Raw genomic sequence first — 23,094 nt, 5'->3', positions numbered from 1 at the left:
ATTCCGTCCCAATCAATCGATGCCGCCGGCCCACTGGATCTTCACGGGCCGGCCGGCGTCAGCGGCCGGAACGGCGCCGCTGTGTCAGCACTTGCTGGTGCACTTCGTCGTCGGGCACACTGCGGCACTCACGGCACTGGCGAGACTCACGGTCGCGCAGGCCCAGGCGGTACCGCCGTAGACGCCCTCCTCGCCCAGCTCGACGAGCTCCAGCTCGTCGTAACCGCCGAGGATGTCCTCGCGCTTCTCCTGCATGATGTACCTCTTTCTGAGTGGGTTCGGTGAACTGCCGGAATGCGTCCCGGAGTTCAGTTGCAGTTGGGCTGGCATTCCTTGGTGAAGGTGCACCAGCCGCCCTGGTTGCCGAGGGCGTCGCTCAGGGAGAAGGTGTTCGTGGTGCACGCGCCGTAGGCGACACCGTCGAAGTCCTGCTCGGCGATCTCGTCGATGAGGGCGATGTCGCCCTGGTAGACGGATTCCATTCCGTTTCCCTCCGATGGTCGGGATGCGAAGCCGCCCCGTTCGGTGGCGGCTGAGAAGAGCCTCCCGGTGCGACGTTCTTCCGGAGCACACGCGAAATGTCCCGGGCGCACACGCCGCGCACATGGTGGGCACGCGCTGGGCACGCGTCGGACACGCGGCAGGCGCGGCGCGGCGGGGCAGGACGGCCGGGCAGTCCACGGGAACGAGAAGGGAACAGGTCACCGGGACGGGAGGGGAGCAGGTCACCGGGGCGGGAAAGGACTGGTCACCGGGGCGTGGAATGGCCGACCGTGTCTGCGGCCTTTCGAGGCGACGGGCCTAGCATGACCGGCATCGGACGTGAGGAAGGTGCGCCATGGCGGGGACGGCCAAGCGGAGGGCGCGGGCAAGTGTCTGGCTGGAGGGCCGGCCCCGTCGTGGAGGGCGCGGCGGGGGGCAGCCGTCGGGACTGGACCGGGAGCGCATCGTCGCGGTCACGGTGCGGCTGCTGGACGCCGAGGGCCTGGCCAAGTTCTCCATGCGGCGCCTCGCCACGGAGCTCGACGTCACGGCGATGTCCGTCTACTGGTACGTCGACACCAAGGACGACCTGCTCGAACTCGCCCTCGACGCCGCGTTCGGCGAACTGACGCTGCCCGACCCGGAGGCGGACGAGGACTGGCGGGACGAGTTGCGCGCGCTGGCCCGTATGTACCGTGACCTGCTGGTCCGCCACCCGTGGCTGTCGCCGCTGATCGGCACCTACGTCAACATCGGCCCGAACAGCCTCGCCTTCTCCCGCCTTGTGCAGCGGATCATCCGCAGGACCGGGCTGCCCGCACACGGACTGGTGGCCGCCATCTCCGCCGTTTTCCAGTTCGTGTACGGCTTCGGCACGATGGAGGGCCATTTCCTCGCCCGCAGCGCGGCCTTCGGCATGACCCCCGACGACTACTTCCACCACGCCATGAGCATGGTGACGCAGGCCCCGGACACCTCCGACATCGTCCAGGACTCCGCGGAACTCATGGCGGCCCGCGGCGGCGACACGGTCGAGGAAATGTGGGAACGGGACTTCGAGTTCGCCCTGGACCTACTGGTGGCGGGCATCGAGGCGATGGTCCAGAAGACGCGGCACGGCTAGGCCCTGTCGTTTGGATCAGGCCGGCTGTGCGGTGCATTTCAGCCGACCCGAGCGGGGCGATGGGGGAGCGCGTGCCACGCCCCGCGACGCCGGCATGATCCAAACGACGGGTCCTAGCGGACCTCAGGCGCGCGGGGAACGTCCCGCACCCCCCGAGCTCTCAGGCGTCGTCCGAAACAAGCCGCGCGGGAAATCCACCCGTAGCCACCGGCCCCCACTTCTCCGGCGTCACCCGAATGATGGACTTCCCCTGCTTCAGCATCGCCGACCGGTACTCGTCCCAGTCCGGATGCTCCCCGGCGATGTTCCGGTAGTACTCCACGAGCGGCTCCACGGACTCCGGCGAGTCGATGACCTCCGCGGAACCATCGACCTGCACCCAGGGCCCGTTCCAGTCGTCGCTGATGACCAGGACGCTCACCCGAGGATCCCGCTTCGCGTTCCGCGTCTTGGCCCGCTCGGGATACGTGGAGACCACGATCCGCCCCGAGTCGTCGACCCCGCAGGTCAACGGCGAGGCCTGCGGGCTCCCGTCCGCCCGCCGGGTGAGCAGGATGGCGCGGTGACGGGGCCGTACGAAGTCCAGCAGCTCTTCGAGTGAGACCCGGGTATTCGTCGCGATGTTCGGTGCCATGGGGCTCAGCCTAGGGGCTGGCCGGCCCCCTCAGCGTGACCCTGTCGTGCGTACCCTCGCAGCCGGCATCGCCCGCCGCGACGATCTCGCGTCAGCTTCCCGCCGGCGGGAGTGCTTCTCCCTGCACCGCCTGGATGTCCAGCTCCACCTTCAGCGTCGTACCGATGGCCGCGATGCCTGCCTGCACCACCTGGTTGTAGTTCATGGCGAAGTCGTCCCGATGGAGTTCCGCCGTGGCCCGGAACGCCGCCCGCGTGCCGCCCCACGGGTCGGCCCCCGTGCCGAGGTAGGCCAGGTCCAGGTCCACGGGCCGTACGACTCCGTGCATGCCCAGTTCGCCGTGGACCGTCCAGCGATCCGAGCCCGTGGCGGCCGTGACCCCCGTCGACCGATAGGTGATCTCGGGGTACCGCTCCACGTCCAGGAAGTCCGCCGACTTCAGATGCCCGTCCCGCATGCCGTTGCCCGTGTCGATCGAGTCGGCCCGGATCGCCGCCTCCACCCGGGACTTGGTGACGTCGTCCGGCGCGATCTCGATGACGCCGGAGAAGTGGGTGAAACGGCCGTGCACGCTGGAGATGCCCAGGTGCTGGGCGACGGCGGCCACGCTGGAGTGCGCCGGGTCGATGGTCCAGGGCCCCGGCGGCGGCAGTTCCGCGCCGCCCTGCCGGGCCAGCGTCACCGTGCCGACCTCGGCGCGCCCGCTCGCCGTGACGATCGCGCTCGCGGCGGCGGGCGCGTAGCCGACGGCGGTGACGATGACCGTGTACGCGCCCGGGGGCAGGGGATCGGCGTCCCGTACGGCCCCCTCCGCGTCCGCCTCCGCCCGCAGCACCTGCGTTCCGGTCATGTCGGTCACCGTGACGACCGCGTGCGACACGGCCCATCCGTCCCGCGTACGGATCCTCGCGGTCAGTCCCATCTCACAAGCTCCTCGATTGAGACCGGCCCGTGGTGGCGGCGCACCTCCGCTCAGAGCGCGCCACCCACCACGGGCCGGGGTCCGAACTACTCGCCGGGGTGGGCGAGTTCGATGTCGTGGTCGTCGACGCCGCGGCCGGTCACCGTCAGAGCCGTCGCCACCGGCGGGTATCCCGTCGCGATGACCGTGTACTCGCCGCTGTCCAGGTCGGTGAAGGCGTACGCCCCGTCCGCGCCGGTGGTGGCGGTGCCCACGACGTTGCCCGCCGCATCGACCAGGGTCACGCGGGCGTCGGCCAGCGCGCCGTACGGTGCCCGGACCACGCCCTGGACCTGGGCGCCCGACTCGAGGTCGACCTCGATCCGGGTGACCCCGGTGCCGCCGATCTCGACGGGCAGGGCCCGCGGCCGGAACCCGGCGGCGTTCACCGCGACGGTCACGGCACCCGGCACCAGCTCGGCGAAGCCGAACTCGCCCTGCTCACCGGTGGCGGCGGTGGCCAGCAGATCCCCGCGGACGTCGGTGACGATCACCATCGCGTCCTTCACGGGCAGCGCGCTCCCCGCGGCCCGGACCACACCGGTCAGGCCGCTCGTGCCGCTGAGCAGGACGTCGTACGACACCGGCTCGTCGCCGTTCACGACGACCGTGGACGCCTGCGGCTGGAAGCCGTCGGCGGAGGCGATCAGGACGTACGACCCCGCGCCGGGGGCGTCGACGGCGTACGAACCGTCGGCCTGCGCCACCGAGCGGCCCAGCTGCCGGCCGGCGAGCGAGATGAGCGTGATCGCCGCCTGCGGCACCGGCGCGCTCTCGGCGCCCCGCACGAAGCCGCGGACCGGGACGCCGCCGGACGAACCGGTGGACTCCTCGGGACGGACCACGGTGGCCACGGCGGCGAGCTTCTGGGTGCCGTCGGGAGCGGCCTCGGTGTCGGAGGACGCGGCGGCCCAGCTCGGGACCCGCTCCCGCGCGGCGGCCGGCGCCGCAGCCTCGGCCGCCTGAGGCGCCCGCGGGGTCTCGGACTCGGCGGCCTGGGCCAGGGCGCCCTTCGTCTTCAACGGGACCTCCTTGATGAACAGGGCGAACACGAGGGCGAGGAAGGCGATCGGCGCGGCGTACAGGAAGACGTCCGCGACGCCGTGGCCGTACGCGCTCTCGATGACGGTGCGCACCGGGGCCGGCAGCGCGTCGAGGTCGGGGATCTCACCGTGGCCCGAGGAGCCCTGCACGCCGAGCTTGGCGAGGCCCTCCTCGGCGTAGTGCGTGATCCGGTGACTGAGGACCGCGCCCAGGGCCGAGACGCCCATGGCACCGCCGAGGGAGCGGAAGAAGTTCACCACCGAGCTGGCGGCGCCCAGGTCGCTCGGGGCCACCTGGTTCTGGGTGGCGAGCACCAGGTTCTGCATCATCATGCCGATGCCGAGGCCCAGCAGCGCCATGAAGACGCCGACCTTCCAGTACGCGGTGTCGTAGCGCATCGTGCCCAGCAGGCCCAGGCCCGCCGTGACCAGCACACCACCGGAGATCAGCCACGCCTTCCAGCGCCCGGTGCGGGTGATGACCTGGCCGGAGACGGTCGACGACACGAACAGGCCGAGGATCATCGGGATGGTCATGACGCCGGACATGGTCGGCGACTTGTCGCGGGCCAGCTGGAAGTACTGGCTGAAGAAGATGGTGCCCGAGAACATCGCGACGCCGACGAAGAGGGAGGCCAGCGAGGCGAGGGTGATGGTGCGGTTGCGGAACAGGCGCAGCGGGATGATCGGCTCGCTCGCCTTGGTCTCGACGAGCACGAAGACGAGCAGCAGGGCGAGCGCGCCGCCGGTCATCGCGTACGTCTGCCAGGACAGCCAGTCGTACTTGTCACCGGCGAAGGTCACCCAGATCAGCAGCAGGCAGACCGCGGCGGTGATGAAGAAGGCGCCCGCCCAGTCGACCTTGACCTTCCGCCGGACGACCGGCAGGTGCAGGGTGCGCTGGAGCACGATCAGGGCGATGACGGCGAAGGGCACGCCGACGTAGAAGCACCAGCGCCAGCCGAGCCAGTCGGTGTCGGTGATGACCCCGCCGATCAGCGGGCCGCCCACCATGGCGGTGGCGAAGGTGGCGCCGAGGTAGCCGTTGTAGCGGCCGCGCTCACGCGGGGCGATCATCGCGGCCATGATGATCTGGGCCAGCGCGGACAGACCGCCCATGCCTATGCCCTGGACGGCGCGGAAGGTGATCAGCATGCCGGCGTTCTGCGACAGACCGGCCGCCGCCGAGCCGAGGACGTAGATGACGAGGGCCAGCTGGACCAGCAGCTTCTTGGAGAACAGGTCGGCGAGCTTGCCCCACAGCGGGGTGGACGCGGTCATCGCCAGCAGCGACGCGGTGACCACCCAGGTGTAGGCGCTCTGGCCGCCGCCGAGGTCCTTGATGATGTCGGGCAGGGCGTTGGAGACGATCGTCGACGACAGGATCGCGACGAACATGCCGAGCAGCAGCCCGGTCAGCGCTTCCAGGATCTGCCGGTGCGACATCGGGGCACCGTCGGCGGGAGCGCCTGACGAGTGCTTGGCGTGGGCCCGCACACCGGCTGGTGTGGTCGTTGCCATGGGCTTCCTTCTCTTACTGGGTGATCGCGGGTGTACGGCAGTCGTCAAAGCTGGCCCTGAGCCGGGCCATGAGCCGGGTGAGTTCGGCGACGTCGTGGTCGGTCCAGTCGCTCAGCCGCTCGGCGAGCAGCTGCGTGGTCCGCCGGGACATCTCCCGCACCCGGCCCTCACCGGCCGGGGTGAGGCGGAGGATGCGGCTTCGCTTGTCCGCCGGGTCGGGGGAGCGCTCGATCCAGCCGCGCTCGGCGACGTGGGCGACATGACGGCTGGTGACCGACATGTCCACGGCGAGCAGCTCCGCGAGCTTGCTCATGCGCATCTCCCCGTGGCGGGCCAGCAACGTCAGTACGGCGGCGGAACCGGAGGAGCAGTCGGACGGCAGCGTCCGCCCTATCTCCCGTTTCACGGCGCCGAAGGCGCTGAACTGGCGCACCAGCTCCTCGTACTGCGCCTGCTCGGCCATCACACCTCCGTCGTTTGTTGCTTAGGGCAACCATAGGAGCTGTTGGTTGCTGCAGGCAAACAAAACACGGGCCGGTCGCCGCAAAAACTTGGCAAAGGCAAGTATTGCGACCGTAAATGTGCAGGTGGGGTGGGTCCTGTGACCCCCTGTGCAGGGCGGGAGCCCCCACTTGGGCCGAACGGGCGGATTCGCTAGGGTCTCGGGCCATGGCTAACACCCAGGGCCCCCAGGGCAACCATGACCCCGCAGGCAGCACCCAGATGTTCCGCGCGTTCGTCGACGAGGGCCCGCAGGGCGGTCGGCAGCAGCAGGCCTCCGCCTCCGGCGGCCCCCGCATCGGCCTGATCCTCGGCGTCGTCGTCGCCGTGGCGGTCGTCGCGGCGGTGGCCTGGCTGGCGTTCAAGTAGGCCGTACGGCCGCTACTCCCACCGGACGGTGACGTCCCGCGTCTCGATGTGCATGCCCAGCGGCACGCGCCAGGCGTCCACGCACACCGTCCAGGTCTTCTCCTCGCGTGCCCCGGCCCCGATCGGCGCCGGGAGTTCCTCCGTGGACTCGACCGTCGCCCAGTCGACACCGAGCGCGCCGATGACGTGGGTGCCGAAGGTGACGGTGCCGGAACGCACGGCCGCGCCGCCCGCGTTGTGGAAGCCGAGGGTCACTTTCTCGCACCAGCGCTTGTCGGTGGGCTCCCGTTCGGGGGCGCTCACGGTGAGCTTCGCGGGTGCGGATGCCGAGGGAGCGGGTGAGGCGTGGGGCGGGGCGGCCGAGTCGGACGGCGTGGCCGCGGGGCTGTGGGCGCCGCTCGGGAGGCCGGCGGGACTCTCCGCCCCTTCGCGTTCTGTTCCCGGAGAGGGCGCCGGCGCCCGGCTCCCCTCCTCGCCGGGGGAATTGCCGGAACCGCCACCTGCACCGCCGCCGCTGACGCCGCCGCTCTCCGGCCCGTCGAGCGGCACCAGCGTCACCTCGCCCGTCGGCGCGCCAGCCGTACCGGAGACGCGGGGCGGTCCTCCCGCCGCCCCCGTGGCGACGTAGCCGTCACCGCTCCCGCCGCTCCCGCACGCGGCCAGCACCCCGCCCAGGCAGACGACGGCCGTCGACGCGCCGAGTAGGGCGCACCGACGGCCATGTGTCCAGGTCGTCCACGTCGACCATGTCGCGCGAAGCATCCGGCCATGGTGGCTGACGCTCCGTCAATTATGAAGGGGCCGGGCGGGATCAGTCGGAGATGAGTCCCTCACGCAGCTGCGCCAGGGTCCGGGTCAGCAGCCGGGAGACGTGCATCTGGGAGATGCCGACCTCCTCGCCGATCTGCGACTGGGTCATGTTGGCGAAGAAGCGCAGCATGATGATCCGCCGCTCGCGGGGCGGGAGTTTGGCCAGCAGCGGCTTCAGGGACTCGCGGTACTCGACGCCTTCGAGGGCGGTGTCCTCGTAGCCGAGCCGGTCGGCCAGGGAGCCCTCGCCGCCGTCGTCCTCCGGGGCCGGGGAGTCCAGCGAGGAGGCGGTGTACGCGTTGCCGACCGCGAGGCCGTCGACGACGTCCTCCTCGGACACGCCCAGCACGGTGGCGAGTTCGGTGACGGTCGGGGAGCGGTCCAGCTTCTGGGAGAGCTCGTCACTGGCCTTGGTGAGGGCCAGCCGCAGCTCCTGCAGACGGCGCGGGACGCGCACCGACCAGGAGGTGTCGCGGAAGAACCGCTTGATCTCGCCCACGACCGTCGGCATCGCGAACGTCGGGAACTCCACGCCCCGTTCGCAGTCGAAGCGGTCGATCGCCTTGATCAGGCCGATGGTGCCGACCTGGACGATGTCCTCCATCGGCTCGTTGCGCGAGCGGAAGCGGGCCGCCGCGTAGCGCACGAGGGGGAGGTTGAGCTCGATCAGGGTGTCCCGGACGTATGCGCGCTCGGGGCTGTTCTCGTCCAGGGTGGCGAGCCGCAGGAACAGGGAGCGGGAAAGGGTGCGGGTGTCGATATTCGCCGTGGCCGGCCAGGCCGGGACGTCATCGACCGGGACGGCCGGTGCCGGAACGGCCTCGAGGGCCGGAACATCGTCGAGCGCGGCGTCGGGCGCGGACTCGCTCTTCGCGAGCGTGAGCACCTTCGAGCTGCCCTGATCTGCGGACATGCCACCCCCTTTGGGTCGCGGGACGGTCGTGGCGAACGCTCCGATCGAGGAACGCCAGCCTTCACCTGAATACCGGAGCCGAAGCCACGGCAAACGCGCTAGCCGAAGAATGTCACATGTCGGCAACACGCTGTAGTGACATGTCGACATGTGAGACTCGAATCCGCCCTGGATAAAGGGGGTCTGACGGTGTTTCAACGCAGAACTGTCGGGATCCGCCCTGGTGAGCGATTCGCTCGGGACGGTTACCGGTCGCTCGTGTTTGCGGTTAGGCGTCGATCCGGTTCGCCGAACGCAGTCGCTGGAAGCTACGCGCGAGTAGCCTCGAGACGTGCATCTGGGAGACCCCGAGTTCCGCACTGATTTGCGACTGAGTGAGGTTGCTGTAGTAACGCAGGAGCAGGATTCTCTGCTCGCGTTCGGGGAGCTGCACCAGCAGATGCCGGACCAGATCCCGGTGCTCCACGCCGTCCAGCGCCGGGTCCTCGTAGCCCAGCCGGTCCAGCAGCCCGGGCAGCCCGTCGCCCTCCTGCGCGGCCTCCAGCGAGGTGGCGTGGTACGACCGTCCGGCCTCGATGCAGGACAGCACCTCGTCCTCGGTGATGCGCAGCCGCTCGGCGATCTCGGCGGTGGTGGGAGTGCGCCCGAAGGCGGTCGTCAGGTCCTCGGTAGCGCTGTTGACCTGGACCCACAGCTCGTGCAGCCGGCGCGGTACGTGGACCGTGCGGACGTTGTCCCGGAAGTACCGCTTGATCTCGCCCACGACCGTCGGCATCGCGAAGGTCGGGAACTGCACGCCCCGGTCCGGGTCGAAGCGGTCGATGGCGTTGATGAGCCCGATGGTGCCGACCTGGATCACGTCCTCCATCGGCTCGTTGCGGGAGCGGAAGCGGGCGGCCGCGTAGCGCACGAGCGGGAGGTTCGCCTCGATGAGCGCCCCGCGTACGCGGTTGTGCTCCGGAGTGCCCGGCTGCAGCTCCTTCAGCTCGCCGAAGAGCACCTGGGTGAGCGCCCGGGTGTCGGCGCCGCGACTGCGGGGCGGTGTGGGCGCGGGCGTGTCCGCGGGGGTGTCCTCCTGGGCCGGGGCTTGAGGCGCAGTACTGGCCGGCACGGTCAACTCCACCTCGTGATCCATCAACTCACATCAACTCATCCGTCAAAAGCGGTCATAGCATCACAAGACATGTCCACCGTGTGCAAGCACCGCATAACGCCGTGTTGGGGATGGTTCCGGGGATGGATTCGGGGGCCGGGCATGCGAAAGCCCCCCGCCGTTCCGGCGGAGGGCTCCGGGAAGACCGGGCAGATCCGGATGGATCCGCGGCGCTGGGGCTCAGTATTCGTAGTCGGCGATCACCCAGGTGGCGAACTCCCGCCACAGCGTGACCCCCGCCTGGTGCTCGGGGTGCTCCCCGTACTTCCGCAGGGCGGCCACGTCGTCGAAGGCGGAGTTGATCGCGAAGTCGTAGGCGATGGGGCGGTCGCTGATGTTCCAGCCGAGCTCCCAGTGCCGGATCTCGGGGATCCGTCCCTCCAGCGAGCGGAACGCCTCGACGCCCTCCACGACCCGTGGGTCGTCGCGCTCGACGCCCTCGTTGAGCTTGAAGAGGACCAGGTGGCGAATCATGGGCACTCCCTAGTTGCCGCCTCCGTTGGCGATCCACGTCATGAAGTCGCCGATGGCCTTGGCGGCGTCCGATATGCCCTCGAACCCTATCTCGACGTAGCCGGCGGCCCCTTTCGGGTCCGTGATGATCACGTAGAGCACGAAGACCACGACCACATAGACGGCGACCTTCTTCGAATTCACCGCCATCGCGGCCTCCCCTGTCACTTTTGCCCCATCGACCGCACATGATCGCACGAAGGGCCCCGTCTTTCGACGGGGCCCTTCTGAGAGCGGTAGCGGAGGGATTTGAACCCTCGGTGACTTGCGCCACACTCGCTTTCGAGGCGAGCTCCTTCGGCCGCTCGGACACGCTACCGAGGGAGACCTTACAGCACGGTCGGCCGTGCTGTGAAATCCGTTTCCCGACGAGGCCCCCGGTCAGGAGACCGCACCGGGTCAGCGGCGGCGGAAGAAGTCGGTGAGGAGCCGGGCGCACTCCCCGGCGAGCACGCCCTCGATCACCTCGGGCCGGTGGTTGAGCCGCCGGTCGCGTACGACGTCCCAGAGGGAGCCCGCCGCGCCGGCCTTCTCGTCCCGGGCGCCGTAGACGACCCGGTCCACGCGGGACTGCACGAGGGCGCCCGCGCACATCGTGCAGGGCTCCAGCGTGACGACGAGCGTGCAGCCCGAAAGCCGCCACTCCCCGGCCTTCGCCGCCGCACGCCGGATCGCCAGCACCTCGGCGTGGGCGGTCGGATCGCCGGTCGCCTCGCGCTCGTTGTGCCCGACCCCGAGGACCGTCGTGCCGTCCGCGGCCAGCACGACGGCGCCGACGGGGACGTCCCCGCCCCGGACGGCCAGTTCGGCCTCGTCCAGGGCGAGCCGCATCGCGGCCCGCCAGCGGTCGCGTATCGGATCGGGCACCTCGGGCGCCGACCCCTGGTCGAACGAGGTCAGCGGACGGTCTCCAGAACCTCCGAGGCACCCAGGGCCTCGGCGATCGCGCCCAGCGCGTCCTCGGCGTCCAGGGCCTTCAGCTCCTTCTCGCTGACGCCGAGGTCGTCGAGGATCTCGGTGTCACCGACGGGGCTGTGCGGGACGGCTTCCGCGGAGCCGCCGTCCTCGTCGTCGTCGGAGTCGCCGTCCGGCTCCTCCGTGCCGTCGAGGTCGAGGGCGTCCAGGTCGGGGCCGTCGTCGCCGGGCTCCCTGCCGAGCAGTTCGTCGGTGAGCAGGATCTCCCCGTAACTGCTGCGGGCAGCGGCGGCGGCGTCCGAGACGTAGATCCGAGGGTCGTCCTCGCCGTCGATCCGGACGACGCCGAACCAGGCGTCCTCCTGCTCGATGAGCACCAGCACCGTGTCGTCCTCGGGAGAGGCTTCACGGGCCAGGTCGGCCAGGTCCGACAGGGTTTCCACATCGTCGAGCTCTGTGTCGCTCGCTTCCCACCCGTCTTCGGTGCGCGCGAGCAGTGCGGCGAAGTACACCGTGACTCTCCCACTGGTCATAGGCGTGCCGGTTGGGGGTCCCCCCGGCGGAGGTTGGAGGTGGGGAGAGCTGTGCTCCGAGCCCACCCACTCGGAATCGTGGCAGAAACAAGGCGTTCAGGGGACGTCTTCGGCTCCCTGTGTCCGGCAGTTTTGATCGCGTTGTCCCGGGGGAGGCGCGAGCACCTCCGTAAAGGACCGACCAGCACAGTCGTTGCTGCCACGTGCGGATCGTACGCGGCTTTTCCAGGTGTCCACGCACGCCCACCGCCGCAACGCACCCGCGGACCGCGGATCTTCCCCGGCGCCTCCCCCTACCAGCGGAACGTCCGCATACGCAGCGCGTGTCGCAGGCGGGCCGCCTTGGCGCGGCGTGGCTGGACGCGGTCGCGCAGTTCGCGGGCCTCGGCGAGTTCCCGCAGGAACCGGTCCCGGCGCCGACGGCGCGCGACGTCGGTCTCCTCCGGCGTGTCCTGCGCGGGATCCGCTGGGGACTCAGGATCAGGCATCGGCTCACCACCCCCGGTACGTCCCTCCCACTTTCCCTCCGATGGGCGGTTTGACGCCAGCTCGGATTCAAGAGGGGCGAGGGCGGAGCCCTCTCGAGCAGGGCGGTAGTGGGCGACGGGTGGGCGCGCGAGCACCGTTACTGTTGTGGACATGCGTCTCCACGTCGTCGACCACCCTCTGGTCGCCCACAAACTCACCACGCTGCGCGACCAGCGCACCGACTCCGCGACCTTCCGGCGGCTCGCCGACGAACTGGTCACCCTGCTCGCCTACGAGGCCACGCGGGACGTGCGCACCGAAGCGGTCGACATCACGACCCCGGTCACCGACACCACCGGCGTCAAGCTCTCCCACCCGCGCCCGCTCGTGGTGCCGATCCTGCGGGCCGGCCTCGGCATGCTGGACGGCATGGTCCGGCTGCTGCCGACCGCCGAGGTGGGCTTCCTGGGCATGATCCGCAACGAGGAGACCCTCGAGGCCTCCACGTACGCCTCACGCATGCCGGAGGACCTTTCCGGCCGTCAGGTGTACGTGCTGGACCCGATGCTGGCCACGGGGGGCACGCTGGTCGCGGCGATCCGGGAGCTGATCAAGCGCGGCGCCGATGACGTCACGGCCGTGGTGCTGCTCGCGGCGCCCGAGGGTGTGGAGCTGATGGAGCGGGAGCTGGCGGGGACGCCGGTGACGGTGGTGACGGCCGCGGTGGACGACCACCTCAACGAGCACGGGTACATCGTTCCCGGGCTGGGGGACGCGGGGGATCGTCTTTACGGGGCGGCCGAGTAGGGCGGAGCCGCATATCGACACAGCCCCGCGCCCCTTTCAGGGCGTTGGTCAGCAGCCATTCTTTGAAGCGGCGGGCGTCGGCTCGGGGTTGGCCAGTGCGGTCAGCGCCCTGTCGGCGTCCGCCTTCTTCGTCAGGCCCTTGAACTTGTCGCCGATGATCAGGTCGACGGCCGGACCCTTGCGGGCGGCGTCGGTGCGGCTCTCGGCGTTGCCGAGCTGGGTGGCGAGGACGGGCAGCGAGGTGTCCAGGGCCGAGTCCGGGCCGAGCAGGAGCCCCGTGCCCTTGATCTTCTTGTCGAACTGCTCCGTCGCGTTGCCCACGTCGCCGATCTTGAAGCCGCGCTTCTTCAGCTCGTCCGCGGTCTGCTTGGCGAGGCCGCTGCGGGTGGTGGCGTTGAAGACGTTGACGGTGATCTTGCCCGGCTTGGGCGGCGCCCCCGTGGCCCCGGGCGTGGCCGAGGGGGTCGCCCTGGTCCCGCAGTCGGCCTTCGTGCCGGCTGCCGAGGCCTTTCCGCCGCCCCCGGTGAACACGTCGATGAGCTGCAGCGTGCCCCACCCGAGCATGCCGAGTACGGCGACGGAGGCGACGGCGGCGGCGACGAGCCTGCCGGGCCGCCGACGGCGTCGCATCCGCGGGTACTTGTCCCCCTTGATCCGGTACTGGCCGCCCATGCCGGGGGGAGTCAGCATGCTCATGGGCGCAGCGTAGTGCTCCTGGGCGGCAATGCCTACTAGATGATCATTCGATCCCGCTCAGTCCAACCCGAAAGGGCCAACTGTGCGGGTACGGGGGTGTCGGCCCCGGGTCAGTCCAGTTCCAGGACCCTCGCGTGCAGCACCTGGCGCTGCTGGAGCGCCGCGCGCACCGCGCGGTGGAGGCCGTCCTCCAGATACAGGTCGCCCTGCCACTTCACGACGTGCGCGAAGAGGTCGCCGTAGAACGTCGAGTCCTCGGCGAGCAGGGTTTCCAGATCGAGCTGGCCCTTGGTCGTCACGAGCTGATCGAGGCGGACCGGGCGCGGCGCGACGTCCGCCCACTGCCGGGTGCTTTCCCGGCCGTGGTCGGGGTACGGCCGGCCGTTTCCGATGCGCTTGAAGATCACACGGAAAGCCTACCGGTCAAGACCTTCCGGGCGCAGCCATGGCGGCCGAGTGCGGCACTGGAAAAGATGCGACAAAAACGGATGTACCGGGAGGGAGTGGCGGAACGGCGGCCCGATCGGAAGCCGGAACGGACCCGAACGGACGCCACGGACGGCGGCCGGGAGCGAGCCGGACGTCTGATTCGCTCGAAAGGAGACGGCGTCCGTACCGGCGGTATGCACAGGCTGTGGACAGGGCTCGGTCGGTACGTGGCGGAGGCCGGGACTCCCGTAGCAGGCCCGCCTCCGCCACGTAGGCGTCAGCCGCGCTCCCGTACCTTCGGGGGCTGCTGCGGCTTCTCCTTCTGCACCTGCGGTTTCGGGGCGTTGCGTACGGCCTCCGCGCGCAGCAGGGCGCGCAGGACCGCGTAAGGGTCGGTGGGCATTGCTGTGCTCCTTGTGGTCGTGTCGGCTGACCTCGTCGCGGGGTCTGTCAGCAGCGCAGGACCACAGTGCGCAGGATGTGCGGGACGTACGGCGGCCGTGGCGGCGCGGGGTGCGCAGGGCAGGGCCGGGTGCCGGGTGGCCCCTGCTTCGGCTGGGCTGCGGGCCGACGCAGCCGAACGGTGGTGCGTCGGTCGGGGCGGGCCGGGGGCCGCAGGAGTGTGTCGAGGACGTCGTGCTCGGCGAGCTCGCCGGAGGCACCGGAGGCCGCCATGGGCACGGTGTGCGCCTGCGCGTGCGCGCCCGGCACCAGCAGGGCGAGCAGCAGCACGAGGACACGCAGCCAGGCGTGGCTGAGCAGGGGGCGTCGCGCGGTGCTCACGGAAGGTCATCTCCCCGGCGGCCGTACGGCGTTCATCGCGTCGGACGGGAGATCCGCCCGCACGGCGTACCGGTGCGCGGCGGGTATCACAGCTCGTGCGGGACCTGGCGGGCCCGCTCCCGCATCCGCAGGCCGGTGACGAGCTCGACGATGCCGACCGCCACGAGCCACCATCCGGCGAGCAGCATGAGCACGGTGACCGACTCGATCGGGGAGTCGATCAGCACGATGCCGCCGGCGAAGGTGATGACGCCGAGGAAGATCTGCCAGCCGCGGGCCGGCATGGATTTGTCGGAGGCGGCGGCCAGGGTCTGGGTGATGCCGCGGATGAGCCAGCCGATGCCGATCCACAGGGCGAGCAGCAGGACCGACTGCATCGGGCGGCGGAAGCAGAACAGGCCGAGGAGCACCGACAGGGAGCCGCTGATGAAGGCCAGCACCCGCAGCGAGGTCGTCCGGTGCGTGCCGAAGGCGGCGACCAGCTGGAACACGCCGCTGATCAGGAGGTAGAGGCCGAAGAGGACACCGGAGACGAAGAGCGGGGCGCCCGGCCAGACCAGGACCAGGATGCCCAGCGCCAGGGAGGCGACGCCGGTGACCAGAACGATCTGCCAGGCGGCGCGCGAGAGGGCGTGCAGCGGCCCCTCGAGCGGCGGCTCGGGCTCATGGGAGGTCCCCGGCCCGATTGGCCCGGGTGGGTGACCGGCGTGGACCCGGCGGTCGTCGTAGTCCCGGCCGTAGGGGGAGCCGGTCGGTGCCTCGCTCATGCTCCATGCTGCGAACGAGGCCGCGGGCTCCGCCATCTGAAGCGGTCCAGTCGACTGACGTCCGGCGTGGGGGTGTTTACGGGGCGGGTGGCTGCGACCGAGCTGTTCCTGGGCGGGGTGGCTGACGCCGGGACGCTCCCTTGGGGGATGGCCGCCATGGGGGTGCGGGGCGGTTGGCTGCTGCCGGGCCGCCGCTCTCGGGCCGGGCGGTTGCCGCCGTGCGGATTTCGCGCCTGATGGCCGGCGCCGGGCTGATTCCGGGGCGGCCGGCTGCGGCCGTGTTGCCCTGGGCCGGGGTGGTGTTCGAGGCGTACGGCGAAGGGGGCGCGGGTCGGTGCGCCCAGGCCGAGCGTGCGGCGGCCGGGGCAGCTCAGGCAGCCGGGCCGCCGCTCTCGGGCCGGAGCCGCCCCGCCGCCGCGTGTGTCGGGGGGGCCGTCGGGTTGGCGCGCCGGTGTGTCGGATCGTCGGCGTCAGGTTGCTGCTTCCGGGCGGGCGGGTTGGCGTCCCGCCGGCCCGTGGGCCGGAGGTTGCTGTCGGGCGGGTGTCCCGCCTGCCATCACCGTCGGGCCGGGCGGCCGGGGTGGGCTACTTGCCGGAGGCCTTCGCTGCCTTCATTTCCTGTTTGTGGGCTCGTACCTTGGCCAGGGACTCGGGGCCGGTGATGTCGGCGACCGAGCGGAAGGACTTCGGCTCGCCGTAGGCGCCGGCGGCCTCCTGCCAGCCCTTGGGGCGTACGTTCAGCTGCTTGCCCAGGAGGGCGAGGAAGATCTGGGCCTTCTGCTTGCCGAAGCCGGGCAGGTCCTCCAGGCGGCGCAGCAGTTCCCGGCCGTCGTCGACGCCCTTCCAGACGAGCTCGGCGTCACCGTCGTAGTGCTCGACGAGGTACGTGCACAGCTGCTGGATCCGCTTGGCCATCGAGCCCGGGTAGCGGTGCACCGCCGGCTTCTCGGAGAGGAGGGACGCGAAGGTCTCCGGGGACTGGGCGGCGATGTCGTGGGCGTCCAGGTCGTCCGTGCCGAGGCGGTCGGCGATCGTACGGGGGCCCTTGAACGCCCACTCCATCGGAACCTGCTGGTCCAGCAGCATGCCGACCAGCGCGGCGAGCGGGCTGCGGCCGAGGAGTTCGTCGGCCTCGGGGTCCTGGGCGAGGTGAAGGGTGACGTCCATGACCCCGATCATGTCGTGGTCGGCGTCAGTTCTCCACGTGAGGACTGACGAGGGCGGCGCCGAAGCCGGCCTCCATGCCCCGCACCGTGATGCCGGCACCCTTGCCGCACAGGTTGACCGAGCCGCTCGTGACCGGGCCGGAGGCCGAGCCGCGGGCGACCCAGACGCAGCCGTCGCTGTTCTCGCCGGGGGCGCCGACCACCGTCTCGGCCTTGCCGTCCTTGTTCAGGTCGGCGAGGTGGACGGTCCCGCCGAACTGGTCGCCCGTCTCGACGGAGCCGGGCACACCCGCCGTGTCCTGGGTGTACCCGACGGCCCTGGTGGTGGTCAGGCCGGTGGCGGAGCCGCGCAGCAGGACGGCGGTGCCCGCCGAGGCACGCGACCCGACGGCCTCCTCGGGGGAGCCGACGAGGACGTCGGCGTACCCGTCGGCGTTGACGTCGCCGACGCTCAGGGACTGGCCGAACCAGTCGCCCCACTCCGCGCTGCCGGGGACGCCGGCCGTGTCCTGGTGGAAGACCTTCGGCTTCTGCTCGGCGGTGATGCCCTGGGCGCTGCCGTAGAGGACCTGGATCTCGCCGCCGCGACGGGCCGCCGGGGTGGGCGCGTTGAAGTGGGAGTCGTCGCCCGCGATACCGGTGACCAGGTCGCCGTAGCCGTCGCCGTTGACGTCGCCGATCTGTCCGGCGTGGCCGTCGGCGTACGGCAGTTCGACGCCCTGGTTGACGAGGGGGTCCGAGGAGCTGGGGGCGCCCGCGTCGAGGGTCACCGGTCCGCGGATGTCGCCGTCGGTGGGCCCGGCCAGGTAGAAGCGCTCGGCCCTGCCGTCGCCGTTCACGTCGCCCATCACCACGCCTCGGGCGTTCTCCCGCCACTCCAGGTAGCGGGAGGCGGCCTGGCCGGTGCGGGTGAAGGGGCCGCTGTAGGAGGCGATGTGGCAGCCCGAGCCGATGCCGACCTCGGGGGCGCCGTCGCCGTTCATGTCGCCGGTGGCGATGGACATGCCGAAGCGGCAGTAGGTCCGGTCCTCGCCGTACCCGGCCGGAGGGGCGATGTTCGCGCCGCCCTTCAGCCCGTTCGGTCCGCCCCACACCACGGTCACCGAGCCCCGCGACGCGGCATCGCCGACATCCTCGCCCGGGGCGCCGACGAGCAGGTCGGCGTAGCCGTCCCGGTCCAGGTCGGCGCCGGCCACCGTCCTGCCGAAGCGGTCGGACTCCTCGGCGGTACCGGGGATACCGGTGGTCGCCTGGGTGATGACCGTACGGCGGGTGGTGCTCACCGAGGACGCCGAGCCGTAGAGCACGACGACCGAACCGGCCTCCTCCACCGTGCCGTTGGAGGCGCCCGGCGCGCCGACCGCCAGGTCGCGGTAGCCGTCACCGTTGAAGTCGTCCTGCACCGCGGCCGTGTTGGCGCCCTTGAAGGGGGCGGCGGCGGAGGACGTCACGGGGGTGAGGGTGGCGGCGACGGACGCGGTGAGTACCGCGGCGGCCGTGACTGCTCTGCGCAAGGGGGCTCCTCGACTCGTGCGACAGACGCCCCCCTTGACGCACCAGACGCACGAACGGTTGTACGCCCCCGCCCCACAGTCCTGTGCCGGGTCAGGGACGCCAGTACCCCAGCGCGTTCACCCGCTGCTTCGGCAGGCCCAGCTCCTTGCGGACGTACGCCGTGAGGGCGCGGGTCGTCGCCGTGTCGCAGGCGATCCAGACGTACGGGTCCGGGGTGCCGTCGAGGAGGGCGGGCAGGGCGTCCTTCACCTGGGCGACCAGGTGGGCGCCGGAGTCGCGGCGGGGGACCTTTCGCACTTCGTGGCGGGACGGCTCGGTGCGGAAGGGCAGGTCGTCCTGCTCGCCCTCGAACCAGACCGTGGCCGACGCCGAATCCAGGGTGGTGAGCAGGGAGTTGAGGGCGGGCAGGGAGGCGGGGTCGGCGACGGCGAAGACGTGGGAGGGGGCCGGGTCGGGGTCGGTGAACCCGGTGCCGTGGATGGTCGCCTCGATCGTGTCGCCGGGTTTCGCCGCCCGCGCCCAGTCGCTGGCGCAGCCCTCGTGCAGGGCGAACTCCAGGCTGAAGGTGCCGGCCGCCGGGTCCGGGTCGACCAGGGTGTAGGCGCGCTGATGGGGCTTGCCCGCGTTGTCGAACCACAGGCGGACCCACATGGTCGGGTGCACGCCGGTCGCGGCCAGCATGCCGCCGTCCGTGAGGTGGACGCGGCGGTAGTGCTCGGTGACGTCCTCGGCGCCCGTCACCGTGAAGACGAAGTCCTTGGCGCGCAGCAGCTTCAGGACCGCGCCCTCCCAGCCGTGCCCCTGCCCCATGGTCTCTTCACCCTTCGCGTACGATTCCTGCACCAATCACTTAGGGAAGCCTAACCTAAAGCAAAGGAGGGGCACAGGTGACCGGCGAGATCTTCCGTGATGCCTGGGGCATTCCGCATCTCCGTGCGAACGGCGCGAGAGAGCTCGCCCGCGTCCAGGGCCGCGTCACCGCCCTCGACCGGGCCTGGCAGCTGGAGGTGGAGCGGCACCGGGCGCAGGGCACGTCCGCGTCCTTCCTCGGCGCCGAGGCCCTGCCCTGGGACCGGTTCGTCAGACGGGCCCGCCTGGACGACACGGCGAGACGCTGCTTCGCCGAGCTGGAGGGGCGGGATCCGGAGACCGCGGCGTGGGTGCGGGCGTATGTCGACGGGGTGAACGAGGGGCTGGCGGAGGGGGCTCGTCGTACGCCGGAGTTCGCGCGGACCGGCCTGACCCCCGGTCGTTGGGAGCCGTGGACCCCGCTCGGCGTCTGGCTCGGCATCCACATCCTCTTCGCGGGCTTCCCGGCCAAGCTCTGGCGCGAGCAGGTCGTACGGCATCTCGGCGCCGACGCGGTGACGTTGTTCGCCACCGACGGGCCGGGCACCTCGGGCAGCAACGGCTGGCTGGTGAGCGGGGAGCGGACCGTCACCGGGCACGCCATCATCGCGGGGGACCCTCATCGGTTCATCGAGGAGCCCGGCGTCTACCAGCAGATCCACCTCTCCTGCCCCGAGTTCGACGTCGTCGGCCTCGCCGTCCCCGGCATCCCCGGCATCGGCCACTTCGGCCACACCGGCACGGTCGCCTGGGCCATCACCAACGCCATGGCCGACTACCAGGACCTGTACCGGGAGCGGTTGCGGCGTACGGGGGCGGGGGTGGAGGCGCTCGGGCCCGACGGGGTGTGGCGGCGCGCCTCGCGGCACGTCGAGGTCGTGGAGGTAGCGGGGGAGGAACCGGTCGAGGTCGAGGTGATCGAGACGGAGCGGGGGCCGGTGATCATCGGAGGTCCGGAGGGGCTGGAGAGCGGGGTGGCCGAGGTGGATGCGGTGGGTGCGGGCGGTGAGTTGCTCGCCCCCGCCGCCCCTGCCCGTTCCCATCCCCAGGGGCTCCGCCCCTTCGACCCCGCCGGGGCTGCCGCCCCGGACCCCGCTCCGGCCCTGAACGGGCCTCGTCCTCAAACGCCGGACGGGCTGATAGCTCCCATCGCCCTCCGTTATCCGCCTCGCGTCACCGGCGACCTCGGCTTCAGCGCCCTGCTCCCCCTCCTGCGCGCCCGCCGCGTCGCCGACGTCGACCGTGCCGTCGAGCTGTGGGCCGAGCCCGTCAACGTCGTCCAGGCCGCCGACACCGAGGGCGGACTGCTGCACCGCGTGGCCGGGAAGGTGCCGGTGCGGGCCGAGGACAACCGCACCCGCCTCGTCCCCGCCTGGGAGCCGGGCCACGACTGGCAGGGCTGGCACGAGACGCCCCGCGGCGGCCTCACCGACGGCATCGCCGCCATGGCCAACCAGCGCGGCCTCGCCACCCCGCTCGGCGTCGAGTTCGCCCCGCCCCATCGCGCCGACCGCATCACGCAACTGCTGGGGGAGAAGGAGCACTGGTCGGCCGCCGACATGCCGGCGATCCACATGGACACGCACCTGGCCTCCGCGGCACCCCTGTTGGACCTCCTGAGCTCCGTCGACACCCTCACCCCCGAGGCCGCCCGCATCCGGCGGACCCTCCTGGCCTGGGACCGCCGCATGGACGCGAACAGCGAGGCCGCGGCCGTGTACGCGGCGGTGCGCGGGGCGGTCGTACGACGACTCGCCGCGCATCCGGCCTTCGCCGCGCTGTCGGCCCCGCCCGCCTACCCGGAGGTCCTCCTCCCCTGGCTGGCCCTGCTGCCGCGCGTCGGCTTCGCCCTCGAACACCTCCTGCGCGCCGAGGAGTTGGAGGAGTCGTACGGCATCGACCGTGCCGAGGCCGTCCGCGCGGCGGTCGAGGAGGTGGCCGCCGGGCAGTCCGTCGGCACCTGGGGCGACACCCACCGCCTCGTTCCCTGGCGGGCGCTCCCCGACCCGGCGTTCGACGCACCCGGCCTCTCCGGCGACCACGACTGCGTGCTGTGCACCTCCGCCGTACCCGGCCTCACCGACCTGAGCGCACGCGGTCCGGCCGCCCGCTACGTCTGGGACCTGGCCGACCGCGAGGCGAGCCGCTGGGTGGTCCCGCTCGGCGCCTCCGGCATCCCCGGCTCGTCCCACCACCGCGACCAACTCCCCTTGTGGCTCAAGGGAGATCTGGCCGCGATCGTCACCGATTTCACCAAGCTGCAGAAGGAGTCCGATGTCTGAGCCGACCATCGTCCGCGAACCCGTCCACGAAGAGGGAGTCGACGGCTTCGGAACCGTCCGCATCCGGCCCCTCGACCCGCGGGCCGACGCCGAGGTCGTGCACGGCTGGGTCAGCGAGGAGCGGGCCTCCTTCTGGGGCATGAACGGCGTGACCAGGGACCAGGTGGCCGAGATCTACGCCCACATGGACACCCTCGACACCCATCACGCCTTCCTGGTCCTGCGGGACGGCGAGCCGGTCGCGCTCCTCCAGACGTACGAGCCGGAGGCCGACCGTGTCAGCGAGTGCTACGAGGTCCGCCCCGGAGACATCGGCGTCCACCTGCTGCTCGCGCCGGCCGGTCCGCAGGGGGCGCGGCCCGGCTGGACGTCGGCGCTCCTGACCGTCATCACGTCGTACGTCTTCCGCACCCTGGACCGGCGGCGGGTCGTCGTCGACCCGGATGTGCGCAACGACAAGGCCATCGCCCGCTTCCTCAAGCAGGGCTTCACGGCGGGCCCGGTGGTCGTGCTGCCGGAGGTCGACCTGCCGGACGTGTACATCCCGCGCAAGGAGGCCCAACTCGCCTTCCTCACCCGGGCGGTAGCCTTCCCGGCGTGACTCCCGAAGACCTCGTCGCGCACTACGAACTGGAGCCGATCCCGCGCGAGGGCGGGCTGTTCCGCCGTACGTGGGCGGGCCCTGAGCTCGCCGACGGACGGCCGCAGGGCTCGGCGATAGTCGTCCTGCTCACCTCGGACGACTTCTCGGCCCTGCACCGCCTGCCGTCCGACGAGATCTGGCACTTCTATCTGGGCGATCCCCTGGAGATGCTGCTCCTGGCCCCCGACGGCACATCACGCACCGCCGTGCTCGGTCCCGACCTCCTGCGCGGCCAGCACATCCAGCTCACCGTCCCGGCCGGCACCTGGATGGGCGCCCGGGTGGCGGTGGGCGGATCCTGGGCGTTCTTCGGCTGCACGATGGCGCCCGGCTTCACCTACGAGGGCTACGAGCACGGCGACCTGGCGGACCTGACGGCGCGCTATCCCGCCGAAGCCGCCCGGATCGCGGGACTGTGCCGCCCATGAGCGGACTCCTCGAAGGACAGGTCGCCCTCGTCACGGGCGCGGGCGGCGGCATGGGGCGGGGGATCGCGCTGCGGTTCGCGCAGGAGGGGGCGGCGGTCGTCCTGCATTGCCGTACGGCGGTGGAGGCGGCGCACGACGTGGCGTCCCGGGTCCGCAAGTCGGGCGGGCGGGCCGTGGTGGTGCGCGGTGATCTGACCGACGAGGACGCGTGCCGGCGGGTGCTGGGGGAGGCCGCCGAGTGGGGCGGCGGGCGGCTGACGGCGCTGGTCAACAACGCGGGCGTGCAACCGACGCGGGAGCTGTCCGGCATGGCTGTGGCGGAGTGGCGGGCGGTCGTGGACACCAACCTGTCGAGCGTCTTCGCGTGCACGCAGGCGGCGGCCGAGATCATGCGGGAGCAGCCCGGGGGCGGCTCGGTGACCCACATCGCATCCATCGAGGCGAGCCGCCCGGCACCCCTGCACGCCCACTACTCCGCCTCCAAGGCGGCGGTGGTGATGCACGCCCGCTCGGCCGCCCTGGAGTACGGACGCTTCGGGATCCGCGTCAACTCGGTCTCGCCGGGGCTGATTCACCGGGAGGGGCTGGAGGAGGCCTGGCCGGAGGGGGTGCGGAGGTGGCGTGCGGCGGCTCCCGTGGGGAGGTTGGGGCGGCCGGAGGACGTGGGGGACGCGTGTGTGTTCCTGGCGTCGCGGCTGGCCTCGTGGGTCACGGGGCACGATCTGGTGGTGGACGGCGGGGTGTCGGCGCGGCCGACGTGGTGACCGGCGCCGCCGCTTGCCCGCACCG

General features: G+C 71.4%; 29 protein-coding genes and 1 tRNA gene. 7 read left to right on the top strand and 23 right to left on the bottom strand.

Translation table 11 applies throughout. The features are described from left to right. Window positions 1-84: 84 nt before the first annotated feature. Together ACIREI_RS38600 and ACIREI_RS38595 are read right to left on the bottom strand one after the other, a co-directional pair. Window positions 85-255: a class II lanthipeptide, LchA2/BrtA2 family gene (locus ACIREI_RS38600; RefSeq protein ID WP_403343438.1), complete on the bottom strand. Its 171-nt coding sequence runs from the start codon at window positions 253-255 to the stop codon at window positions 85-87. Between the two features lie 53 nt (window positions 256-308). Then, on the bottom strand, window positions 309-482 hold the full coding sequence (locus ACIREI_RS38595) for a plantaricin C family lantibiotic (RefSeq protein WP_403343435.1): 174 nt from the start codon (window positions 480-482) through the stop codon (window positions 309-311). A gap of 356 nt (window positions 483-838) precedes the next feature. Here ACIREI_RS38595 and ACIREI_RS38590 point away from each other — a divergent pair, with 356 nt between their 5' ends. Then, window positions 839-1,606 (top strand): TetR/AcrR family transcriptional regulator, encoded by a 768-nt coding sequence (locus ACIREI_RS38590; RefSeq protein WP_403343433.1) that lies wholly within the window; start codon window positions 839-841, stop codon window positions 1,604-1,606. A 160-nt stretch (window positions 1,607-1,766) separates the two neighbouring features. Here ACIREI_RS38590 and ACIREI_RS38585 read toward each other — a convergent pair whose 3' ends face one another. From ACIREI_RS38585 to ACIREI_RS38570, 4 genes are all read right to left on the bottom strand, one after another. After that, the gene (locus ACIREI_RS38585) at window positions 1,767-2,240 is read right to left on the bottom strand and encodes a PPOX class F420-dependent oxidoreductase (protein ID WP_403343430.1); all 474 of its coding nucleotides are present in this window, start codon (window positions 2,238-2,240) and stop codon (window positions 1,767-1,769) included. Window positions 2,241-2,331: 91 nt separating this feature from the next. Next, window positions 2,332-3,162 (bottom strand): YceI family protein, encoded by an 831-nt coding sequence (locus ACIREI_RS38580; protein ID WP_403343426.1) that lies wholly within the window; start codon window positions 3,160-3,162, stop codon window positions 2,332-2,334. Window positions 3,163-3,248: 86 nt separating this feature from the next. After that, entirely contained in the window at window positions 3,249-5,765 is a 2,517-nt protein-coding gene (locus ACIREI_RS38575) for an MFS transporter (protein ID WP_403343423.1), read from the bottom strand. Between the two features lie 13 nt (window positions 5,766-5,778). Beyond that, window positions 5,779-6,228, bottom strand: coding sequence for a MarR family winged helix-turn-helix transcriptional regulator (locus ACIREI_RS38570; RefSeq protein ID WP_403343421.1), 450 nt, complete (start codon window positions 6,226-6,228; stop codon window positions 5,779-5,781). A 206-nt stretch (window positions 6,229-6,434) separates the two neighbouring features. Here ACIREI_RS38570 and ACIREI_RS38565 point away from each other — a divergent pair, with 206 nt between their 5' ends. Continuing rightward, window positions 6,435-6,635: a hypothetical protein gene (locus ACIREI_RS38565; protein ID WP_403343418.1), complete on the top strand. Its 201-nt coding sequence runs from the start codon at window positions 6,435-6,437 to the stop codon at window positions 6,633-6,635. 12 nt (window positions 6,636-6,647) lie between these two features. On the opposite strand, the gene ACIREI_RS38560 is transcribed toward ACIREI_RS38565, so the two are convergent. The 9 genes from ACIREI_RS38560 to ACIREI_RS38520 form a co-directional block, all read right to left on the bottom strand. Next, on the bottom strand, window positions 6,648-7,397 hold the full coding sequence (locus ACIREI_RS38560; protein WP_403343415.1) for a hypothetical protein: 750 nt from the start codon (window positions 7,395-7,397) through the stop codon (window positions 6,648-6,650). A gap of 49 nt (window positions 7,398-7,446) precedes the next feature. Then, on the bottom strand, window positions 7,447-8,358 hold the full coding sequence (locus tag ACIREI_RS38555) for an RNA polymerase sigma factor SigF (RefSeq protein ID WP_403343413.1): 912 nt from the start codon (window positions 8,356-8,358) through the stop codon (window positions 7,447-7,449). Window positions 8,359-8,626: 268 nt separating this feature from the next. Then, window positions 8,627-9,493 carry an RNA polymerase sigma factor SigF gene (locus tag ACIREI_RS38550; protein ID WP_274240787.1) on the bottom strand — a complete coding sequence of 289 codons (867 nt, stop codon included), beginning with the start codon at window positions 9,491-9,493 and terminating at the stop codon, window positions 8,627-8,629. Window positions 9,494-9,691: 198 nt separating this feature from the next. Continuing rightward, on the bottom strand, window positions 9,692-9,985 hold the full coding sequence (locus ACIREI_RS38545) for a Dabb family protein (protein WP_403343409.1): 294 nt from the start codon (window positions 9,983-9,985) through the stop codon (window positions 9,692-9,694). Between the two features lie 9 nt (window positions 9,986-9,994). Next, window positions 9,995-10,174, bottom strand: a complete 180-nt coding sequence (locus tag ACIREI_RS38540; RefSeq protein WP_403343407.1) for a hypothetical protein — start codon at window positions 10,172-10,174, stop codon at window positions 9,995-9,997. Window positions 10,175-10,258: 84 nt separating this feature from the next. Beyond that, window positions 10,259-10,343, bottom strand: a tRNA-Ser gene (locus tag ACIREI_RS38535). Between the two features lie 80 nt (window positions 10,344-10,423). Beyond that, window positions 10,424-10,855 carry a tRNA adenosine(34) deaminase TadA gene (tadA, locus tag ACIREI_RS38530; protein ID WP_403343570.1) on the bottom strand — a complete coding sequence of 144 codons (432 nt, stop codon included), beginning with the start codon at window positions 10,853-10,855 and terminating at the stop codon, window positions 10,424-10,426. Between the two features lie 65 nt (window positions 10,856-10,920). After that, on the bottom strand, window positions 10,921-11,451 hold the full coding sequence (locus tag ACIREI_RS38525) for a hypothetical protein (protein ID WP_403343568.1): 531 nt from the start codon (window positions 11,449-11,451) through the stop codon (window positions 10,921-10,923). Window positions 11,452-11,765: 314 nt separating this feature from the next. After that, window positions 11,766-11,960 carry a hypothetical protein gene (locus tag ACIREI_RS38520; RefSeq protein ID WP_403343404.1) on the bottom strand — a complete coding sequence of 65 codons (195 nt, stop codon included), beginning with the start codon at window positions 11,958-11,960 and terminating at the stop codon, window positions 11,766-11,768. Between the two features lie 151 nt (window positions 11,961-12,111). On the opposite strand from ACIREI_RS38520, the gene upp reads away from it, so the two are divergent. Beyond that, window positions 12,112-12,747, top strand: a complete 636-nt coding sequence (gene upp / locus ACIREI_RS38515; protein WP_301999392.1) for a uracil phosphoribosyltransferase — start codon at window positions 12,112-12,114, stop codon at window positions 12,745-12,747. A 48-nt stretch (window positions 12,748-12,795) separates the two neighbouring features. Here upp and ACIREI_RS38510 read toward each other — a convergent pair whose 3' ends face one another. From ACIREI_RS38510 to ACIREI_RS38475, 8 genes are all read right to left on the bottom strand, one after another. Then, window positions 12,796-13,419: a LytR C-terminal domain-containing protein gene (locus ACIREI_RS38510; RefSeq protein ID WP_403343565.1), complete on the bottom strand. Its 624-nt coding sequence runs from the start codon at window positions 13,417-13,419 to the stop codon at window positions 12,796-12,798. Window positions 13,420-13,553: 134 nt separating this feature from the next. Further along, complete coding sequence (locus ACIREI_RS38505; protein ID WP_003999914.1) at window positions 13,554-13,850, bottom strand: type II toxin-antitoxin system VapB family antitoxin; 297 nt, start codon at window positions 13,848-13,850, stop codon at window positions 13,554-13,556. 299 nt (window positions 13,851-14,149) lie between these two features. Continuing rightward, window positions 14,150-14,275 (bottom strand): hypothetical protein, encoded by a 126-nt coding sequence (locus tag ACIREI_RS38500; RefSeq protein WP_403343401.1) that lies wholly within the window; start codon window positions 14,273-14,275, stop codon window positions 14,150-14,152. 47 nt (window positions 14,276-14,322) lie between these two features. Then, a complete protein-coding gene (locus ACIREI_RS38495; RefSeq protein WP_403343398.1) occupies window positions 14,323-14,655 on the bottom strand; it encodes a hypothetical protein in 333 nt (110 codons plus the stop codon). 86 nt (window positions 14,656-14,741) lie between these two features. After that, window positions 14,742-15,422 (bottom strand): HdeD family acid-resistance protein, encoded by a 681-nt coding sequence (locus tag ACIREI_RS38490; RefSeq protein ID WP_403343395.1) that lies wholly within the window; start codon window positions 15,420-15,422, stop codon window positions 14,742-14,744. 585 nt (window positions 15,423-16,007) lie between these two features. Then, window positions 16,008-16,589 (bottom strand): HhH-GPD-type base excision DNA repair protein, encoded by a 582-nt coding sequence (locus tag ACIREI_RS38485; protein ID WP_403343392.1) that lies wholly within the window; start codon window positions 16,587-16,589, stop codon window positions 16,008-16,010. A 25-nt stretch (window positions 16,590-16,614) separates the two neighbouring features. Then, window positions 16,615-18,102 (bottom strand): hypothetical protein, encoded by a 1,488-nt coding sequence (locus tag ACIREI_RS38480; RefSeq protein WP_403343389.1) that lies wholly within the window; start codon window positions 18,100-18,102, stop codon window positions 16,615-16,617. 91 nt (window positions 18,103-18,193) lie between these two features. Next, window positions 18,194-18,913: a siderophore-interacting protein gene (locus ACIREI_RS38475; protein WP_403343563.1), complete on the bottom strand. Its 720-nt coding sequence runs from the start codon at window positions 18,911-18,913 to the stop codon at window positions 18,194-18,196. A gap of 77 nt (window positions 18,914-18,990) precedes the next feature. Here ACIREI_RS38475 and ACIREI_RS38470 point away from each other — a divergent pair, with 77 nt between their 5' ends. From ACIREI_RS38470 to ACIREI_RS38455, 4 genes are read left to right on the top strand one after another with little or no spacing between them, the layout of a single operon-like run. Further along, a complete protein-coding gene (locus ACIREI_RS38470) occupies window positions 18,991-21,234 on the top strand; it encodes a penicillin acylase family protein (RefSeq protein ID WP_403343386.1) in 2,244 nt (747 codons plus the stop codon). Beyond that, entirely contained in the window at window positions 21,227-21,835 is a 609-nt protein-coding gene (locus tag ACIREI_RS38465) for a GNAT family N-acetyltransferase (protein ID WP_403343383.1), read from the top strand. Before ACIREI_RS38470 ends, ACIREI_RS38465 begins: the two co-directional genes overlap by 8 nt. After that, the gene (locus ACIREI_RS38460) at window positions 21,832-22,305 is read left to right on the top strand and encodes a cupin domain-containing protein (protein WP_403343381.1); all 474 of its coding nucleotides are present in this window, start codon (window positions 21,832-21,834) and stop codon (window positions 22,303-22,305) included. Before ACIREI_RS38465 ends, ACIREI_RS38460 begins: the two co-directional genes overlap by 4 nt. After that, on the top strand, window positions 22,302-23,069 hold the full coding sequence (locus ACIREI_RS38455) for an SDR family NAD(P)-dependent oxidoreductase (RefSeq protein WP_403343379.1): 768 nt from the start codon (window positions 22,302-22,304) through the stop codon (window positions 23,067-23,069). The genes ACIREI_RS38460 and ACIREI_RS38455 overlap by 4 nt, the downstream gene beginning before the upstream one ends. Window positions 23,070-23,094: the final 25 nt, after the last annotated feature.

It is taken from the genome of Streptomyces sp. NPDC093591 (genome assembly GCF_044764885.1).
Classification (GTDB): Bacteria; Actinomycetota; Actinomycetes; order Streptomycetales; family Streptomycetaceae; genus Streptomyces.
The sequence above is the reverse complement of the archived record's forward strand: the minus strand, read 5'-3'. Positions and strand labels throughout refer to the sequence as shown.

Bases quoted from the DNA above. Each gene is read 5' to 3' on its own strand.
- ACIREI_RS38485 (WP_403343392.1), bottom strand. From the start codon at position 16,589: ATGGACGTCACCCTTCACCTCGCCCAGGACCCCGAGGCCGACGAACTC.
- ACIREI_RS38455 (WP_403343379.1), top strand. From the start codon at position 22,302: ATGAGCGGACTCCTCGAAGGACAGGTCGCCCTCGTCACGGGCGCGGGC.
- ACIREI_RS38600 (WP_403343438.1), bottom strand. From the start codon at position 255: ATGCAGGAGAAGCGCGAGGACATCCTCGGCGGTTACGACGAGCTGGAG.
- ACIREI_RS38565 (WP_403343418.1), top strand. From the start codon at position 6,435: ATGGCTAACACCCAGGGCCCCCAGGGCAACCATGACCCCGCAGGCAGC.
- ACIREI_RS38500 (WP_403343401.1), bottom strand. From the start codon at position 14,275: ATGCCCACCGACCCTTACGCGGTCCTGCGCGCCCTGCTGCGCGCGGAG.
- ACIREI_RS38465 (WP_403343383.1), top strand. From the start codon at position 21,227: ATGTCTGAGCCGACCATCGTCCGCGAACCCGTCCACGAAGAGGGAGTC.
- tadA (WP_403343570.1), bottom strand. From the start codon at position 10,855: ATGCGGCTCGCCCTGGACGAGGCCGAACTGGCCGTCCGGGGCGGGGAC.
- ACIREI_RS38520 (WP_403343404.1), bottom strand. From the start codon at position 11,960: ATGCCTGATCCTGAGTCCCCAGCGGATCCCGCGCAGGACACGCCGGAG.
- ACIREI_RS38580 (WP_403343426.1), bottom strand. From the start codon at position 3,162: ATGGGACTGACCGCGAGGATCCGTACGCGGGACGGATGGGCCGTGTCG.
- ACIREI_RS38585 (WP_403343430.1), bottom strand. From the start codon at position 2,240: ATGGCACCGAACATCGCGACGAATACCCGGGTCTCACTCGAAGAGCTG.
- ACIREI_RS38475 (WP_403343563.1), bottom strand. From the start codon at position 18,913: ATGGGGCAGGGGCACGGCTGGGAGGGCGCGGTCCTGAAGCTGCTGCGC.
- ACIREI_RS38590 (WP_403343433.1), top strand. From the start codon at position 839: ATGGCGGGGACGGCCAAGCGGAGGGCGCGGGCAAGTGTCTGGCTGGAG.
- upp (WP_301999392.1), top strand. From the start codon at position 12,112: ATGCGTCTCCACGTCGTCGACCACCCTCTGGTCGCCCACAAACTCACC.
- ACIREI_RS38510 (WP_403343565.1), bottom strand. From the start codon at position 13,419: ATGGGCGGCCAGTACCGGATCAAGGGGGACAAGTACCCGCGGATGCGA.
- ACIREI_RS38540 (WP_403343407.1), bottom strand. From the start codon at position 10,174: ATGGCGGTGAATTCGAAGAAGGTCGCCGTCTATGTGGTCGTGGTCTTC.
- ACIREI_RS38490 (WP_403343395.1), bottom strand. From the start codon at position 15,422: ATGAGCGAGGCACCGACCGGCTCCCCCTACGGCCGGGACTACGACGAC.
- ACIREI_RS38545 (WP_403343409.1), bottom strand. From the start codon at position 9,985: ATGATTCGCCACCTGGTCCTCTTCAAGCTCAACGAGGGCGTCGAGCGC.
- ACIREI_RS38550 (WP_274240787.1), bottom strand. From the start codon at position 9,493: ATGGATCACGAGGTGGAGTTGACCGTGCCGGCCAGTACTGCGCCTCAA.
- ACIREI_RS38560 (WP_403343415.1), bottom strand. From the start codon at position 7,397: ATGCTTCGCGCGACATGGTCGACGTGGACGACCTGGACACATGGCCGT.
- ACIREI_RS38555 (WP_403343413.1), bottom strand. From the start codon at position 8,358: ATGTCCGCAGATCAGGGCAGCTCGAAGGTGCTCACGCTCGCGAAGAGC.
- ACIREI_RS38595 (WP_403343435.1), bottom strand. From the start codon at position 482: ATGGAATCCGTCTACCAGGGCGACATCGCCCTCATCGACGAGATCGCC.
- ACIREI_RS38570 (WP_403343421.1), bottom strand. From the start codon at position 6,228: ATGGCCGAGCAGGCGCAGTACGAGGAGCTGGTGCGCCAGTTCAGCGCC.
- ACIREI_RS38575 (WP_403343423.1), bottom strand. From the start codon at position 5,765: ATGGCAACGACCACACCAGCCGGTGTGCGGGCCCACGCCAAGCACTCG.